Source organism: Nocardia terpenica, assembly GCF_013186535.1.
Lineage (GTDB): Bacteria > Actinomycetota > Actinomycetes > Mycobacteriales > Mycobacteriaceae > Nocardia > Nocardia terpenica.
Genome location: NZ_JABMCZ010000001.1, coordinates 1221134 through 1237976, shown reverse-complemented (window position 1 = coordinate 1237976; position 16843 = coordinate 1221134). Strand labels below are relative to the sequence as shown.

Annotated in this window: 16 protein-coding genes; 2 read left to right on the top strand and 14 right to left on the bottom strand. The window is 69.0% G+C overall.

Translation table 11 applies throughout. The features are described 5' to 3' along the window. Window positions 1-2 precede the first annotated feature (2 nt). The 3 genes from HPY32_RS05670 to HPY32_RS05660 form a co-directional block, all read right to left on the bottom strand. Window positions 3-932: a dihydrodipicolinate synthase family protein gene (locus tag HPY32_RS05670; protein ID WP_231951832.1), complete on the bottom strand. Its 930-nt coding sequence runs from the start codon at window positions 930-932 to the stop codon at window positions 3-5. 112 nt (window positions 933-1044) lie between these two features. After that, window positions 1045-1839 (bottom strand): HAD family hydrolase, encoded by a 795-nt coding sequence (locus HPY32_RS05665; protein ID WP_067593023.1) that lies wholly within the window; start codon window positions 1837-1839, stop codon window positions 1045-1047. 33 nt (window positions 1840-1872) lie between these two features. After that, complete coding sequence (locus HPY32_RS05660) at window positions 1873-2577, bottom strand: TIGR00266 family protein (protein WP_156674663.1); 705 nt, start codon at window positions 2575-2577, stop codon at window positions 1873-1875. 146 nt (window positions 2578-2723) lie between these two features. Between HPY32_RS05660 and HPY32_RS05655 the strand changes: the two genes are divergently transcribed. Next, window positions 2724-3485: an SDR family NAD(P)-dependent oxidoreductase gene (locus HPY32_RS05655; RefSeq protein ID WP_067596165.1), complete on the top strand. Its 762-nt coding sequence runs from the start codon at window positions 2724-2726 to the stop codon at window positions 3483-3485. A 60-nt stretch (window positions 3486-3545) separates the two neighbouring features. On the opposite strand, the gene HPY32_RS05650 is transcribed toward HPY32_RS05655, so the two are convergent. Continuing rightward, on the bottom strand, window positions 3546-3929 hold the full coding sequence (locus HPY32_RS05650; protein ID WP_156674664.1) for a hypothetical protein: 384 nt from the start codon (window positions 3927-3929) through the stop codon (window positions 3546-3548). 142 nt (window positions 3930-4071) lie between these two features. Next, window positions 4072-5232, bottom strand: coding sequence for a pyridoxal-phosphate dependent enzyme (locus tag HPY32_RS05645; protein ID WP_067593036.1), 1161 nt, complete (start codon window positions 5230-5232; stop codon window positions 4072-4074). Here HPY32_RS05645 and HPY32_RS05640 point away from each other — a divergent pair. Then, the gene (locus HPY32_RS05640) at window positions 5209-5406 is read left to right on the top strand and encodes a hypothetical protein (protein WP_156674665.1); all 198 of its coding nucleotides are present in this window, start codon (window positions 5209-5211) and stop codon (window positions 5404-5406) included. The genes HPY32_RS05645 and HPY32_RS05640 overlap by 24 nt on opposite strands. A gap of 158 nt (window positions 5407-5564) precedes the next feature. On the opposite strand, the gene HPY32_RS05635 is transcribed toward HPY32_RS05640, so the two are convergent. The 9 genes from HPY32_RS05635 to HPY32_RS05595 form a co-directional block, all read right to left on the bottom strand. Beyond that, complete coding sequence (locus HPY32_RS05635; protein WP_171982728.1) at window positions 5565-7646, bottom strand: Hsp70 family protein; 2082 nt, start codon at window positions 7644-7646, stop codon at window positions 5565-5567. Between the two features lie 437 nt (window positions 7647-8083). Further along, window positions 8084-9706 carry an FAD-dependent oxidoreductase gene (locus tag HPY32_RS05630; RefSeq protein WP_067593043.1) on the bottom strand — a complete coding sequence of 541 codons (1623 nt, stop codon included), beginning with the start codon at window positions 9704-9706 and terminating at the stop codon, window positions 8084-8086. Beyond that, window positions 9707-10705: an AurF N-oxygenase family protein gene (locus tag HPY32_RS05625; RefSeq protein ID WP_067593047.1), complete on the bottom strand. Its 999-nt coding sequence runs from the start codon at window positions 10703-10705 to the stop codon at window positions 9707-9709. It abuts the gene before it with no gap. Window positions 10706-10874: 169 nt separating this feature from the next. Then, complete coding sequence (locus HPY32_RS05620) at window positions 10875-12023, bottom strand: Hsp70 family protein (RefSeq protein ID WP_156674667.1); 1149 nt, start codon at window positions 12021-12023, stop codon at window positions 10875-10877. A gap of 174 nt (window positions 12024-12197) precedes the next feature. Next, entirely contained in the window at window positions 12198-12797 is a 600-nt protein-coding gene (locus tag HPY32_RS05615; RefSeq protein ID WP_156674668.1) for a hypothetical protein, read from the bottom strand. 219 nt (window positions 12798-13016) lie between these two features. Continuing rightward, complete coding sequence (locus tag HPY32_RS05610; RefSeq protein WP_067593058.1) at window positions 13017-14030, bottom strand: sulfate/molybdate ABC transporter ATP-binding protein; 1014 nt, start codon at window positions 14028-14030, stop codon at window positions 13017-13019. Next, window positions 14027-14836, bottom strand: a complete 810-nt coding sequence (cysW, locus tag HPY32_RS05605) for a sulfate ABC transporter permease subunit CysW (protein ID WP_067593061.1) — start codon at window positions 14834-14836, stop codon at window positions 14027-14029. Before cysW ends, HPY32_RS05610 begins: the two co-directional genes overlap by 4 nt. Beyond that, the gene (gene cysT, locus HPY32_RS05600) at window positions 14833-15672 is read right to left on the bottom strand and encodes a sulfate ABC transporter permease subunit CysT (RefSeq protein ID WP_067593064.1); all 840 of its coding nucleotides are present in this window, start codon (window positions 15670-15672) and stop codon (window positions 14833-14835) included. Before cysT ends, cysW begins: the two co-directional genes overlap by 4 nt. Beyond that, window positions 15672-16718, bottom strand: a complete 1047-nt coding sequence (locus HPY32_RS05595) for a sulfate ABC transporter substrate-binding protein (RefSeq protein ID WP_067593067.1) — start codon at window positions 16716-16718, stop codon at window positions 15672-15674. Before HPY32_RS05595 ends, cysT begins: the two co-directional genes overlap by 1 nt. Between the last annotated feature and the right edge of the window lie 125 nt (window positions 16719-16843).

Genomic DNA, 16843 nt, shown 5'->3' with positions numbered 1-16843 from the left:
GGTTACCGATAGCCCTGTGCGAGAGCACGTTCGGTGGCGGCGGCGATGGCCGCGGCCGACTCGGCGGACAGCGGGACGCGCGGCGCGCGGCACCTGCCGCCCCGGCGGCCGACGACATCCAGCGACAGCTTGATGGCCTGGACGAACTCCGTCTTCGAATCCCAGCGCAGCAGGGGGTGCAGGTCGCGGTACGGCGGTAGCGCCTTGTCGAGGTCGTGATTGACTGCGGCGTCGAACAGTTCGACCGTGGCCTGCGGAAAGACATTGGTGTATCCGGCCACCCAGCCGACCGCGCCCGCGATCGCCAGCTCCGCCACCACGTCGTCGGAGCCGACCAGCACATCCAATTCCGGTGCCAGTTCCTTGATCTCGTAGAAGCGGCGCACGTCTCCGCTGAATTCCTTCACCCCGGCGATCAGGCCCTCGTGGAACAGCTCGGCCAGCAGCCGCGGGGTCAGGTCGATGCGGGTGTCGATCGGGTTGTTGTAGGCCACGATCGGCAGCCCCACCGCCGCGACGGTGCGGTAGTGGTCGAGCACCGATTCCCGGCCGCCGCGATAGGCGTTGGGCGGCAACAGCATGACCGCCTGCGCCCCCGCCTCGGCCGCCTGCTCGGCCCACCGCCGCGCCTGCCGGGCACCGTAGGCGGCCACGCCCGGCATGACCGTGAATCCGCCGGGAGCCGCCGCGATAGCGGTCTCCACCACCCGCGCCCGCTCCACGTCGTCGAGGGTCTGATACTCCCCGAGCGACCCGTTCGGGCTCACCCCGTGGCATCCGCTGGCCGCCAGCCAGCGGACGTGCTCGGCATAGGCGTCATAGTCGACGGAATCGTCCGCGGCGAAGGGCAATGCCGTCGCCACCAGCACGCCGTGCCAGGGTTTTTCCCGCGTCGAGATATCCGATCGCTGCGGCGAAATACTGTGCGACACACCGGCCCCCGTCTCGGCCCGGCACTTCGAGGATCAGTGCCATGTGATATGTGACATTGCACTGACTGTAGGAGATGTGAGTCGGATCACGCAAGAGCCCGACGGTAGGGGATCAATGAAACCAGCGCTCCAGCACTACCGCTACTCCGTCGTCGGTGACGTCGGCCGTTATTTCGTCGGCCAGTTGGCGGATCGGGGCGACGGCATTGCCCATGGCTACGGAATGGGCTGCCCAGGTGAGCATTTCGCGGTCGTTGTAGCCGTCGCCCATGGCGAGGGTGGCCGATCGGGGGATGTCGAGCTGGCGGCGCAGGCGTTCGAGGGCCCAGCCCTTGGTCACGCCCTGCTTCGAGGCGACCAGCCAAGGCTCGACCTCGCCGTGTACCCAGCCCGCGCCGGGTAGTCGCACCCCGCGCACGATCTCGACCATGTCGGCGAGGGTGCCGCCGGGCCACCAGCCGTTGAGGCGGGTGGTCGGCTCCAGGCTCAGGTCGCTGTCCTCGACGTAACGGAATTCGCCGAGCCGGAAGCTGCCCGGGTAGTAGCCGGTGGTCCAGGTGCCGACGCCGACCTTCTCCACCGACAGCACCATGTCCGGGAACAGCGAACGCAGCACGCCCACCGAGGGTTCCGGGTCGAAGGTGTGCACGGCCAGCGGCCGCCAGTTCGAGATGTCCACGTGCACAGCGCCGTTGGAGCACAGCGCGTGCCCCTCGACGAGTTCCAGTTCCTCGATGACGAGCCGGGTCGCCAGCAGCGTGCGCCCGGTGGTGATCACCACGTGCGCCCCCGCCTCGGCCGCGGCCCGCACCGCGGCCAGGACCCGCGGGGTGATCCGCTCCCCCGTGCGCAGCAAGGTGCCGTCCACATCCAGCGCGATCAACTCTGGTCTATCCGGTATGCCCACCGGCTCATTCTTACCGATGCGGCAAATGCATTCTCATCGCTGCCGGTCGGGCTCGGGCTGCGGCAGGTACGGGGTGATGGCGTGGGCCAGGTTGGCAATGGTCATCGACTGCAGCCAGACCCGTCCCGGGCCGGTCAGCGCGGCCAGGAACAATCCGTCGCCGCCGAAGAGGATATTGCGGATGCCGCGCATGACCGTGATGTCGAAGCGGACGGTGGCGTCGAACATGCCGACGTGCCCGGGATGCACCCGCAGCGTCTCCCCGGGCCCGAGATCGTATTGCACGACCTCGCCGGACAGCTCCGCCCACGCGGCGCCGGTCCCGCTCACGCGTTGCAGCGTGAATCCCGCGCCGCCGAAGATGCCCGCGCCCAGCCGCCGCTGAAAGCTCAGCGTCACCCGCACATCGCCACTGGCACACAGGAATCCGTGCCGGTGCAGCAGGTACTCCACGCCGCGCTCGACCGTGACCGGCACGATCCGGCCCGGCAGTTTGGCCGCGAACGCGACGGTGCCCGGCCGACGGGCGGCGGTGTATTCGGTCATGAACAGCCCCGCACCGGCGATGGCGCGGCGCATCGTGCCCAGGACGCCGCCGGAGACACCGCGCGTGGAGGTGTGCAGGCGTATCGAATCGGTCATCCAGGACAGCTGCCCGGCCTCGGCGACCACGCTGTCTCCCGGATTCAGGGTGACCTCGAGGACCGGCATGACGGTTCCGAGGATTCTGGCGTCCACCAGTCCAGTGTGCGCACCACCGCGATCGACGCAATTAATGACGCATCAACTATAGGTCCGGATCCCGCCAGCACCGCCCCGCCGCGGCGACTTGACTGACAACCGCGACGAAAACGTCGGAACGACAAGGGGAAATGGAGATGACGATGGGTTCTCGGTTCGAGGCCAAGGTCGTGCTGATCACCGGGGCGACTTCCGGGATCGGCGAGGCGGTGGCCCTGCGGGTGGCCGCCGAGGGCGCCGCGGTGGTGCTCGGGGCGCGCGGTGAGCAGCCCGGTCAGCGGGTGGTCGAGCGGATTCGCTCGGCAGGTGGCCGGGCGGTGTTCGTCCCGACCGATGTGACGGTGGCCGACCAGGTGGAGCGGCTGACGCGCACCGCGCTCGACGAGTTCGGGCGGCTCGACGCGGCATTCAACAATGCGGGGGCGGTGCGGGCGTTCGGTCCGGTGCAGGATATCGACGAGTCGGCCTGGCGGGCCGACCTGGAGCTGAACCTGACCGGCGTGTTCTACGGTCTGCGGCACCAGGTTCCGGCGATCGTCGCCTCCGGCGGCGGGGCCATCCTGAACAACGCCTCGAATCTCGGGGTGGTCGGAATGGGTTCGGTGGCACCGTATGTGGCGGCCAAGCACGGCGTCGTCGGGCTGACGCGGGCGGTGGCGCTGGAGGGGGCCGCTCGGGGCGTGCGGGTCAATGCGCTGGTGTCGGGCGCGGTGAACACCCCGGCGTTCCGCGCATCGATGGGCGCCACCCCCGAGGGCGAGGCGAGCATCGCGGCGCTGCATCCGCTGGGGCGGATCGCGCGTCCGGACGAGATCGCCTCACTGTGCGTGTATCTGCTCAGCGACGAGGCGTCCTTCGTGACCGGGGCCGCGGTGGCGATCGACGGCGGCTTCACCGCGCAGTAGTCGCAATCGCGGACGGCCGCGCACCTTTCGGTGCGCGGCCGTCGACCCTGCGGCTGCGGGTCAGGGCAGCACCTGCGGCACGGAGTCCGGGGCGAAGACGCCCACCAGCGCGCCGATCACGGTGCCCCAGAGCGCGCCGTTGATCGCGCCCGGAATGGCGCCGATACCGGAACCGGTCACCGCGCCCAGCACGCCGGAGCCCGCGGCACCGGCCAGCGCGCCCGCGGCGATGCCGTTGTGCAGCGGATCACTGTCCTGCGCATCCGGATTCGTCGCGATCTCCAGCGGAACACCGGCGACCGGCTGGGCCTGGACCGGAGCCGCCACCGGCTGCGCCGCCACCGGCTCGGCCGCCGCGGCACCGGCGAACGCGATGCCCACGGCGATCGGCAGGGCACCTACGAGCGCGCGACGGCTCGCGGTGAAAACAGTCCGACGGACCATTGAATTCCTCACTCTTCTCCGACCAAAAACTAACAAGTCACTCATATCGGACATGCGGTCGGTGTGGCAAGAAGATTCGGAACAGCGTGATATTCAACACGTTCCCAGGATTGACTGCGCGCGTTACGATTTCGGGTTCGACTTATGCCCGGGGCGAGATATCGAGGGCTTCGGCCGGTGGCTCGGCCTTCAGCCCGCTTCCGCACAGCGGCGCGACGACGGCCGGGCTCGACGAGGATCGGCCGGAGCCGCCGATGCGACCGGCTCGAACCGCCGCCCAGCAGACCGCCGCGGTGGGTTCGACATAGAGCCCGGCGCGCGCCAGTTCGGCATGGGCGGTGCGGATTTCGGTGTCGGCGACGGTGACGATCGTGCCGCCGGTGGACCGGACGGCGGCGAGGATCTGGCGACCGCGGGCGGGGCGGGCTATGGCAATGCCTTCGGCGGCGGTCGGTCGCGCGGCCACGTCGACGGGTACGGTGCTGCCGGTGCGGATGGCGGCGGCCAGCGGTGCGCAGGATTCGGCCTGTGCCGCAACGATTCTGGGAATCCGGTCGATCAGCCGCCGAGCGAGCAGTTCCCGGCAGCCGAGGTAGGCGCCGAGGACGAGCGTGCCGTTGCCGACGGGGAGAACGAGGGTGCCCGGCAGTCGGCCGCCGAGCTGTTCCCACAGTTCGAAGGCGTAGGTCTTGGTGCCGTGCAGGAAGAACGGGTGGTAGACGTGGCTGGCGTAGAAGTTGCCCGATTCGTCGGCCGCGCGGGCGGCGGCCGCCGCGGTGTCCTCCCGCGTACCCGGAATCGCGTGCACCGTTGCGCCGTAGGCGCGTAGCTGCGCCAGCTTCCCGGCCGAGGTCGACGCGGGGACGTAGACCTCGCAGGCGATCCCGGCGCGGGCGGCGTAGGCGGCAATGGCCGTTCCCGCATTCCCGCTGCTGTCGGCCAGCATGCGCGGCACCGCGAGCCGCCGGGCGAGCGCGGCGAGCAGAACGGCGCCGCGATCCTTGAAAGAGCCTGTGGGCATGAGGTAATCGAGTTTGAGCATGATGTCGGTGCGTCCGGGCGCGTGGATCAGCGGCGTCATGCCCTCACCGAGGCCGATATCGATCGGCTCGGCGATCGGGAGCGCGGATGCGTAGCGCCACAACGTCGGTCGCGCACCGGCCAGTTCGGGCAGTGACGGCAGCACAGGGGTGAAGCCCGCCAGATCCAGCACCCCGCGGCAGTCACCGCACCGCCAGGCGAGTTCTTCGAGCCGGTGGTCCCGCCCGCACGTACCGCAGTGCAGCACAACATCGTTTGTCATACCGACAGTCTGGCGATCAGCTCGTCGGATGATGTGGCGAAAACCCGCGTCGATCGCCTCGCCGATCGCGGCACGGGTGGCGTCGTCGTCGATGTCGCCACCGGCGATATTCCAGATGTCGGCGTGCTCGGCGGCGATGCGCAGGGTCGCGGACGAGGCGGCCGCCGATCATGATCGGCGGGTGCGGGCGCTGCACGGGTTTCGGGCTACCGAACGCCTCCGTGAGCCGGACGTAGGCACCGTGGAAGTCGAACGGTTCGGTCCATGAGCATGCTCTTTCCTTGGCAAGCACGCTCACGCCGCCTCCAGCGGTGTGCGGCCGACCTCCCGGCTCAGCGTTGCCCGGCGATGTGCGAACCTCCCGAGAACCCGCCGCTGAAGGCATGCGCGCCGCTTGGCGGGAGGCCGCCGCCGAAGGTGTTGTGGGAGGGAGGGTTTCCGCTGGGCGGAGAGCTGTGGGCGGGGGAGTTGCCGCCGGGGGAAGAGCTGTGGGAAGGAGAGCTTCCGTCAGAGGGAGAGCCGTGGGAGGGAGAGCCTCCACCGGAGGGAGAGCTGGAGGAGGGAGAGCTGCCGTCGGGGGTGGGGGTGTGGGCGGGAGAGCTTCCGCCGGAGGTGGAGTGATCGTCGGCCGGGTTGTGGTCACCCGGGGCAGAGCTGTCGCGGGTGGGGTCGGTGCTATCCGAAGGAGTGTGGTCGGTCGCGGTGTCGGTGCTGTCGGACCCGCCGTCGGGCGCGGATTCGCCTGTGTTGGTGTGCATATCGCCCGAGGGGGGCAGGCTTCCCGGGAGCGGTGCGCCGTGCGGATTGCCGCCGACCGGGGCGGTGTGGCCGGGAGCGGAATCGGAAGATGCTGCGCCGGAGCTTGTTCCATTCGATTCGATGCCGGAATCGGCAGTCGAGGACGAGGGGGTGGGATGCGACAGGGAGTTGTCATCGCCGGGAGTTCTCACGGTCCCGGTTCCGGCGAGGCCCGTGCCGGTGTCGTGGGAGCCGGGTGAATTGTGCAGGTCACCAGGAGAATTGGCGCGCGGATAAGAGGGCGGGAGGCTGATCTTGGGGATGGCGCCGACCGTCGGGCGAGCCAGGGTGGAGTCGGGGACGGGGTAGAACGGGAGTGGGTTCACGAAGTGCGCCGGGTCGGAGTAGGGCTGCCTGCCGGGGCCCACCGGGTCGCAGTGGGTGCCGGGCCCGTGCGATTCGATGGCGGCGGGAACCCCGGCGTCGGGCACCGAGGCGGGCGACAACCCCTGTGCCGCAGGGGTATACGGGCCGAATCCGGTGAACGACACCAGGGCGTCGGCTCCGGCGGATACCTCGGTGGTCAGGTCCGAGCCATCGGACAGGCGCAGATCGACCGGGTGGTCGTGGACGCGGTTGGCGGGCTCGGCGAGGGCGGGCCCGAATTCCAGTGTGGTGCCGTCGGTTCCGACTCCCCCACCGCCCACCATGGTCGCCGCCGACATGGCCAGCGCGGAGGCGACCGCGGCGCTGGACAGCACGGCCGCGCCACGCGCGTACCGTCCGGCACTGCCCGCGGCGTCCGCCAGGCGTGCCGACGCGAGGGCGGCGCCCACGGCCACCACGTGCGCCGGATCCGGCGGAACCACCACGGGCCGACCGAGATCGGCGAGCACCAGCTCCACCTCGACCGGGCGCGCCGCCCCGCCCACCACCAGCACACGGTCGATATCGGGCATGGTCAGCCCGGCGGCATGCACGCAATTGCGCACCGCCCGAAGGGAATTGCGAACATGCCAGGCGCGTAACCGGCTGGTGTCGCAGGCGGGTATCACCTTCGACACCGGCGAGGAGGCGCTCGGGGACAGCGACCGCGCGTAGCGGGCCAGGATGGCGCCCAGCGTCCGCCCGCCGAATTCGTACGAGCGCACCGCCCGGCCGAGCACCCCGCGCTCGTCGCGGTCGGCCTCGGTGCGCACGACCGCCACGTCGAGGCAGTTGCCGCCCAGGTCGTAGACCAGGGTGAGGCCGTTCTCGGAGACGCCGTACTCGGCGTCGAGCCATTCCACGGCCGCCACCGGCTCCGGCATGAGCAGCACGTCGACGGCCCCGATCCGGTCCAGCGCGTGCCGCAGCATGCCGCCCTGCCGCACGGAATAGCAAGCGGGATAGGTGGCGACGGGGCCAGCGGCCGACTCGCCGACCTCGATCAGGCAGTCGATCACCGCGGCCACCAGATCGGCGGGCCACCAGATGCGGCCGCCCAGGACCACCGGCTCGATGTCCCGGGTGAGATCGGCGAAATCCGTTACCAGCGGGGCGAATCGGGGAATGCCGCCGATCCGTGCACCACCGACGCTGTCGAAGGTGACGGCCGTGCGACGCACCCGCACGACCGGCCGTTCCCGCTCACCGGCCGCGGTCACCCAGACGGAGTTCACTGTACCGATGCTCATGCCGAAACCAACAGTCATCGCCATCCCGTCAACGCACCGTGACCACGGCCCCAGGTTGACGAATCATGCGGTCGCAGTCAGTTACCAAACAGCGGTCACAGGTTAGCTGGTAGGTGTCGGCGACGAATGCCGAATGAGCGCAAAAGGTTTCATACCTATCGGTACATATCGCTAACTCCCTGATAGAACGGCTTTAGGGCGCAGACATAATGTCGAGAACGTGAACCATCGTTAAATTTCGTCTGAAAACCAGCTACATCACAGTAATTCCCACTGAATACCAACCGGTGCGCTGTGCAACGACCGTGGTGATCTCTCCACGTCTGAAACATCCCCCGGTAAAACGAATGTCTGAGAGGTTGCTGCACGCGTCAGAAGCGGCGTTTCAGGCACATCACCCACTCCGGGGGAACCGATCGGTTTGCAGTGCGGGCAACTCAGACGCTGCGCGCCAACAGCTTCCGTTTCCACCACGGCCGGGCGACCGCGCCGCCGCGGATCGCCCCGGGGCGGCGCGTGTCGACGAGACGATCGAAATCGGCGGCGTCGCGGCGCGGTTCGGCGAGGCGGCCGGTGTTGAAGTCGTCGACCAGCAGGCGCACGGTCTGCTGAGCACAGGACTTGTTGGTTCCGATGAAGCCGGTGGGGCCTCGCTTGATCCACCCGGTCACATACGTTCCGGGCAAAAAGGCTTCAGCACCGGGCAAAGCGGATTCAGTTGCGGGCAAACCGGATTCACCGGACAGCACCCGGCCCTCGCGATTCGGGACGACCCCGCGCCGCTCGTCGAACGGCAACCCGGGCAGCGCCACGCCACGGTAGCCGACCGAGGCGAGCACGAGCCCGGCGTCGAGAGTCTCGGTCTCGCCGGTGGGCAGCGCGCGCACCACGCCGTCGGCGTCGGCGGACAGTTCGGTGCGCGTCAGCTCGATGCCGCCGACGCGGTCGGTGCCGATCAGCGCGGTGGGGGCGGACAGGTACCGGAACACGATCCGCTTGCGGCCGCGCGACGGCCGCGCGGCGGCCTCGCGCAGCAGGCGCAGCTTCTGCTCCACCTTCTGCGGCATACCCGGAACCGGCTCCGGCACTTCCCCTTCTACCTCGATATCGACATCGGCGCCGAGCAGGCCCACGAATTCCGGTACGGTGAAGGCGGATTCGGCCGGGCCGCGGCGCCCGACGACCACCACCTCCTCGACCTTGCTGTGCCGCAACGCATCCAGCGCCACCGAAGACACCTCGGTACCGGCCAGCAGCGCCGGATCGGAGGTGAGAATGCGGGCCACGTCGAGCGCCACATTGCCGTTGCCGACGATCACCGCCCGCCGCTGCGACAGATCGAAGCGGCGGTCGGCATGATCGGGATGGCCGTTGTACCAGGCCACGAACTCGGTGGCGGACACGCTCCCGGGCAGCCCCTCCCCCGGGATCTCCAGCTTGCGATCGGCGGACGCGCCCACCGCGTAGATCACCGCGTGGAAGTGCTCGAGCAGTTCGGCGTGCGAAATGTCCCGACCCACAGTCACATTCAGATACGAGCCGAAACCCGGCTGCGCCGAGATCACATCGAACAATCGGCTCACCTGCCGGGTGCGGGTGTGATCGGGCGCGACACCGTGGCGGGCCAGCCCGTAGGGCACCGGCAGCCGGTCGAAGACGGTCACCGTGACGCCGGGCTGGGTGAGCAGCTCGTCGGCGGCGTACATCGCCGACGGTCCCGAGCCCACGATCGCGACCCGCAGCGGCTCCCGCCCGGCGGCCACCGCCGCCGCCGGCACCGGCCGCGCCAGCAGCGGACGCGGCCGGGACTGCCGGTAGAAGTCGGCATTGATCTCGATGAACGGCTTCTGCTCCGCGGTCAGCCGCTTCGACGAGGTGATGGCGTCCACCGGGCACGCCGTGGCGCAGGCGCCGCAGTCCACGCACGCCTGCGGGTCCACGTACAGCATCTCCGCCGTCAGGAAGTCCGGTTCGTCGGGCGTGGGATGGATGCAGTTGACCGGGCAGGCGTACACGCAGGACGCGTCGCTGCAACAGGATTGGGTGACGACGTAGGGCATCTATCGTCCGCCGCGGATCGGCTCCGAACGGTACCGGCTGGCCGGGCCGTCGATGCGCAGCAGCTTCCACACGCGCTTGGCGATCGGGTTCATCAGGCCGATCTCCTTGGCCAGCGCGCGCACGTCGACGAAGTAGTCGCTGAACGCCTGCCTGCTGTCCGGCGAGCCGAGGAAGTCCTTGCGAACCTCCGCCGGAACCTCGAACGTGTCGAAGAATGCCCTGGGCGGCTTCACGATCGAGCGCCCGAGGATCCACATGACGATCGGCATGGCGATCGACAGCACCAGCCGGTTGGCCGGATTCGCCTCGGGCACATGGTGCTTGAGGTATTCGTGCGCGAACGAGATGTGCCGCGCCTCCTCGGCGACGTGAATCGCCATGACGCCGCGCATGATCGGGTGCACCTCCTCGCCCGAGCGCAGAATCTGCTTCTGGATGTGGTCGATCGGCTCCTCACCGGCGAGCACGGCCATGAAGAACAGGTTCGGGAACATGACCGCGACCGGCACGCCGAGGTGGCGCAGCTGGCGCACGATCGGGCCCATGCCGGGCACGTCGGCGCCGATGCGGTTGACCATCTCCTGGAACATCAGGGTGTGGTTGAGTTCCTCGGACATCTCGTGGGTGCAGTAGCGGAACTCCGCCGAGCCGTTGGGCAGGCCGAAGGTGTGCTGCACCATGCCGCTGATCAGGATGGATTCGAACTGCAGGCCCACCTTGGCGACATTGGCCTGCCGGTATTTGCCGATCTCGATCTGCTTGTCCACGGGCAGCGCGCGATACCACGGGTGCCGGCCGAGCGGGTCCGCGGCGGCGGGCAGAATCCACCGCTCGGGCTGGGAGTCCACGTCGAAATCGGGGTTGCCCCAGTCGATGTCCTCATACGGGTCGAAGTGTTTGTCGACCGATCCTTCGGACAGCAGCATCAGCTTCTGGGCGTACTGCTGGGCCTGCTCGACAATCGGATCGAGGTCGGCGCGGGTAGCGGCAACGGACATCGTCGTCACAGCCTCTCCAAATCGCACGGGTAACTGTTTCCCATAGTTACACCAACATAGAGAGAGGTCAATAGCGACGCAGTAGCTCTTCACATTGAAGTGAACACTCGTGCACCGAACAATGGGGATCCGGCGGGTTTCGGCAGGTCGACGCCGCCTCGATGCGCGTTTACCGCGGGGTAATGTGCCCCGCGTCACGTTCACCGAAATGGTGCATCACGGGCACCGGCGGTCCGGACACGGGCGCCGGATGGTCGCCGGGGACCAGGGATATCAGCGCACCGGCCATGGCCACGGCACCGGCCACCGCCGCCGCGCGGGCGAGCCGGCGGCGCAGCTGCCGGGCGGAGTGGCCGCGCCGGGCGCCGCCGCCGAGGGCGGTCTCGCCGAGGCGGTAGGCCAGCAGGGCGGCGCCGTCGGCGATGGTGCGCTCGGGGTCGGGGGCCACGATCACCGGCCGGGCCAGCGCACCGGCCAGCAACCCCGTCACCTCGGGCGGGCGGGCCGCGCCGCCGACCACCAGCACGCAGTCGACATCGGCCATGGTGACATCGGCGATGCGCAGGCACTCGTAGACCGCCTCGAGCGAGTGCCGCACGTGAGCGGTGCGCAGTTCGGTAATGGCCGCATCGGTGACGCGGTGCGCCAGCGACGGCCCCACCCCGGCCGACCACCGCTCCCGGCGGGCCAGCTGGGCGCCGAAGGCGCGGCCGCCGAAATCGGTGCAGCGCAACGGTTCTCCCACGACCGGATCGACCGGGCAGCCCGCCCCGACCCGGACCAGGGTGACGGTGAGGCCGGAGCCGCCCAGGTCGTACACCAGGGCCAGGCCGGGCATCAGCGGGCCGTGGGCGGCCGCCAGCCACGCGGCCGCGGCGACCGGCTCGGACACCAGTGTGGCGTGCCCGAGCCCGAGCGCCGCGAGCGCGTGGCGCAGCTCGGCGACCCGGTCCGGCGGATAGCCGACCGGATGGGTGACGGTGAGGGCGACCTCGGGTCCGGGCGGGCCGCCGAGCACCTGCCCGGCCACGCTGGCCACCACCGTCGCGACCAGGTCCGCGGCCGACAGCGCGCGGTGCCCGACCCGGGCCGTCGCCGCGGAACGCTGGGTGAGATCGGCGAATTCGGTGATGGCCCGGCCGTGCCGGGGGATGCGGCCGACGCGGGCGGTGCCGGTGCTGTCGAAGGTGAGCGTGGTGCGCCAAGTGGCCGACGGGGCGATCCGGTTCGGCCGATGCCCGTGCCGTCCCCCGCCGCCCGACGCGACCGCGCAGACCGTGTTCACCGTGCCGATACTGACTCCGAGCCCAACCGTCATCGCATCCACCTCGATCGACGAGCCGTTTATCGAACCGTGATTCGACCCGGTGTTCAGGCAACCACTGTGCCGAGAAATTGCCAACCACCGGACACACGGTTGTCCGCCCTAGCCGCCAGCCGGTAGTGGATTTCGGCCAGGCATGGGGCCGGAGGACGAATATGCCCGAAGGGACTATCGGCTCAAAATGGTGCGAACCATGGTGGCGGCCTGGAGTTCCCACTGGGCGTAGCGCTGGGGGTAGGCCGATGCCTGGATGGCCTGGACGGCCTGCCACAGCGGGAGGCTGCGGTAGTTGGGGACGCGGGCGAGCAGCGCGTCGAGGAAGGCGCCCGCGGCGTAGGCCGGGTCGGTCAGTTCCTCGGGCGTGCCCCAGCCCGTCGAGGGACGCTGCTGGAACAGGCCGAGCGAGTCGCAATCCACTGCCTCGGTGAGGTTTTCCAGCAGGGACTCCTGCAGCGCCGTCGCCACCGCGAGCACCGCCGCGTAGACCGGCAGCGCGCGGGCGCGGACCACGGCGACGATCGACCGGGCGTTGTCCCACTGTTGCGGATCGGGATCCAGATGTCTCTGATCGTCGACCGGCGGGCGCGGCAGCAGGTCGGCCGGGGCGGGTCGGGTGTAGGCGTCGCGCGGCGGGTCGTCGTATATGCGCACCGCCTCGCCGGCGACCAGCCGATCCGGCCCGAGCGAGAGATTCGCGGTGTTCCCGCTGTACAGCGCGAGTGCGCAGCAGCCCGCCACCGCGGCCAGCGATATTCTGGGAATTTGCATGGATTCGTGAATTCTGTGCAGCCGCCGCTCCCCCACTCGATCACATCCGTTCGGCACCCGAACGACAGCGACGGTGATTGACAGGGACTGCCCGCATAATTTCCGGGCCGCGAAACGATCGCGCGCGAACGCGATCCACACGAGCACATGCTCCGAACATCGACGAAATTACTCGTTCGGCACGGGAGGTATTCGATCACACGGTGCGATGACGAAACGTTATTTGTGATCGGCGTGTCGAGATGCGGGCAGCTCCGGTATGCGGGTCGCCCGCGCATAAACGGTTTCGCCGCCGACCAGTTTCATGGCCTCGGCGTCGCCGCGGGTGACCTGGGCGGTGAACAGGTCGCCGGTGGCGCCATTGCGCAATTCCAGGCGCACCTCGAATCCCAGATGCACGACGCGTTCCACGGTGGCGCGGGTGACGCCCGCCGATTCCGCGGTGCCCTCGTGCGCGGCCAGCGCCATACCGGGATCGCGCCCGATGCGGATATCGTGCGGCCGCACCAGGTGGCCGTTCAATTTCGCGACCGCGCCCAGGAAGGACATGACGAATTCATTGGCCGGACGGTCGTAGACGTCCTCCGGGCTGCCGATCTGCTCGATGCGCCCGGCGTTCATCACCGCGATCCGGTCGGCGACATCGAGCGCCTCCTCCTGATCGTGGGTGACCAGCACCGTGGTGACGTGCACCTCCTCGTGCAGCCGCCGCAGCCAGGTGCGCAGGTCCTGGCGCACCTTGGCGTCGAGCGCGCCGAACGGCTCGTCCAGCAGCAGCACCTGCGGGTCGACCGCGAGCGCGCGGGCCAGGGCCATGCGCTGGCGCTGGCCGCCCGACAGCTGCGCCGGATAGCGGTGCTGGAAACCGTCCAGGCCGACGATGCCGAGCAATTCGTCGACGCGCTTCGCGATTTCGCTCTTCGGCCGCTTGCGGATCCGCAATCCGAACGCCACATTGTCGCGCACGGTCATATGTTTGAACGCGGCGTAATGCTGGAAAACGAATCCGATATCGCGCTTCTGCGGCGACACCCGCGTGACGTCGCGACCCGCGATGGTGACCACCCCGGAATCCAGGGATTCCAGTCCGGCTATCGATCGGAGCAGGGTGGACTTACCCGAGCCGGACGGGCCGAGCAGCGCGGTCAATTCGCCCGACGGGATGTCGATGCTGACGTCGTTCAGCGCGGCGAACGAGCCGTAGCGCTTGTTCGCATTGGTCACGGTGATCATGTGGCACTGCCCCGCTTGCGTTCGAGAATGGTCATCAGGATGAGGGTGACGAGCGCGATGCCCATCAGCAGGGTCGCCGCACAGTAGGCGCCGAAGGTGTTGTGGTCGTTGGTGTAGCGGCCGCTCACCAGCAGCGTCAGCGTCTGCGAAATTCCGGGTAGCGCCGAGGACACCATGATCACCGCGCCGAATTCGCCCAGCGCGCGGGCGACGGTGAGCACGATGCCGTAGGTCAGGCCCCAGCGAATGGCGGGCAGGGTGATCCGCCAGAACGTCTGCCAGCGGGTGGCGCCGAGGGTGGCCGCGGCCTGCTCCTGATCGTCGCCGATCTCGTGCAACACCGGCACCACCTCGCTGACCACGAACGGCAGCGTCACGAAGATGGTGGCGATCACCATGCCCGGCAGGCCGAAGATCACCTTGATGCCGAGGTGCTCGACGCCGCCGAACCAGCCGTTGACGCCCCACAGCATGATCAGCGCGACGCCCACCACCACCGGCGACACCGCGAACGGCAGGTCGACCACGCCCTGAATCAGGGTGCGGCCCGGGAAGTTTCCGCGCACCAGGGCGATCGCGGTGATCACCCCGAAGATCACGTTCACCGGGACCACGATCGCGATGATCACCATGGTCAGATTGAACGCCGAGATCGCCGCCGGGGTGCTGATCCAGTCGACGAACGCGCCGATGCCGTGCCCGAAGCTGCGCCACAGGATGATGGCCAGCGGCGCCACCAGCAGCACCACCAGGTATCCGAGTGCGATCGCGCGCAGCGAGATCCGGGTCGATGCGGACAGTTTCATCGCGACAACTGCTCCTTCCGCGCGGTGCGCTCGGCGAACAGCCGCAGCACGAACAGCGTGGCGAACGAGATCGCCAGCAGCACAACCGATACCGCGGCGGCGTTCACCGGGCGGTCCACCTCGATCTGCTGCTGGATGTACTGCGAGGCCATCTGGGTCTGCCGGGGGATGTTGCCGCCGATCAGCACCACCGAACCGTATTCGCCGATGGCACGGGCGAAGGCGAGCCCGCCGCCGGAGATGATCGCGGGCGCCAGCGTGGGCAGCACGATGCGCCGGAAGATGGTGACATTGTCCGCGCCCAGCGAGGCCGCGGCCTGCTCGACCTCGGCGTCGGCCTCGATCAGCACCGGCTGCACCGACCGCACCACGAACGGCAGCGTCACGAACGCCAGCGCCACCACCAGGCCGGGTCGGGTGGCGTTGAGATGAATGCCGACCGGGCTCTCCGGCCCGTACAGCGACAGCAGCACGATGCTGGCGACAATGGTCGGCAGCGCGAACGGAAGGTCGATGAGCGCGTTGACGATGCTCTTGCCGGGGAAGTCGTCGCGCACCAATACCCAGGCCACCAGCGTGCCCATCACGACATTGAGCAGCGCCACCACCACCGAGACCAGAACGGTGACCCGCAGCGCGTCCAGGGCGGTGGGCGCGGTGACGGCGCTCCAGAAGCCGGACCAGCCGTCGTCGAAGGCGTGAAATGCCAACGCGGCCAACGGGAGCAATACGATCACGCTCAGCCACAGCACCGCGGTGGCGATGCCGATCGGGCCGACCGATCCGGTGATTCGCAGCCAGGACCGCGCGGGCCGCTGCTCGATCCGGGCGGTCATCACTTGGTCGCTTTGTCGTAGATCACCGCGATGCTGCCGGTGTTGGGGGTGAACAGGTCCTTGTCGACCTGTTTCCAGCCGCCCAGGTCGGCGACGGTCCACAGTTTCTGCGGCGGCGGGAAGTCCCCGGTGTAGTCGGCGGCCACCTGCGGGTCGACCGGCCGGAATCCGGCCTGCGCGAACGCCTTCTGACCCGCGGGGGTGTAGAGGAAGTCCTTGAACGCCACCGCCCGGTCCAGGTTGCGGGAGTTCTTCAGCACCGCCACCGGATTCTCGATCTTGAAGGTGGTGGGCGGCACGACGTGCTCGATCGGGTCGCCCTCGCGCTCGGAGTAGATGGCCTCGTTCTCGTAGCTGATCAGCGCGTCGCCGGTGCCCTGCAGGAAGGTGTCGGTGGCCTCGCGGCCCGATTTCGGCTGCACCTTCACGTGCTCCTTGGCGATGAGCTTGCCCAGGTAGTCCAGGCCCGCCTGCGGGTTCTTGCCGCCGTCGCTCTCGGCCGCGTAGGGGGCGAGCAGGTTCCACTTGGCCGAGCCGGAGCTGAACGGGTTCGGGGTGACCACCTCCACGCCCGGCTTCAGCAGATCGTTCCAGTCGTGGATGCCCTTCGGGTTGCCCTTGCGCACGGTGATCACGACCACCGACCCGAACGGAATTCCCTTGTCGGCGTCGGCATTCCACTTCGGATCGATCTGACCGGAGTCGACCAGCCGGGTGATGTCGGGCTCGACGGAGAAGCACACCACGTCGGCGTCGGCGCCGTCCTTGACCTTGCGGGACTGATCGCCGGACGGCCCGTAGGACTGCTGGATCTGCACGCCCTTGCCGGGCTCGGTCCGGTTGAACGCCGGAGCCACCTTGTCGAAGCCGGGCTTGGCCACCGAGTAGGCGAACAGCGTCAGCTTGCTGCCCCCGCCCCCGCCGCCGCTCCCGCCCACGGTGTCGCTGGCTCCGCCGCTGCAGGCGGTGAGGCCGACCGCCACCAGTGCGGCGAGCGCGACCGCGCCCGGGCGTCCCCGCGAGAAGAGCCAGGAGGTGCGAGACATCGGGAGGGACCTTTCCTGCCGCCGCCACCGGAATGGGCCGATCGGTGGCGGGATGTGGTTGCCGGTAGACCTGTCACGAAAACGGGTCACGTCTGCGAAAAGGAACGCGCCGAGTCTAGGCGAGA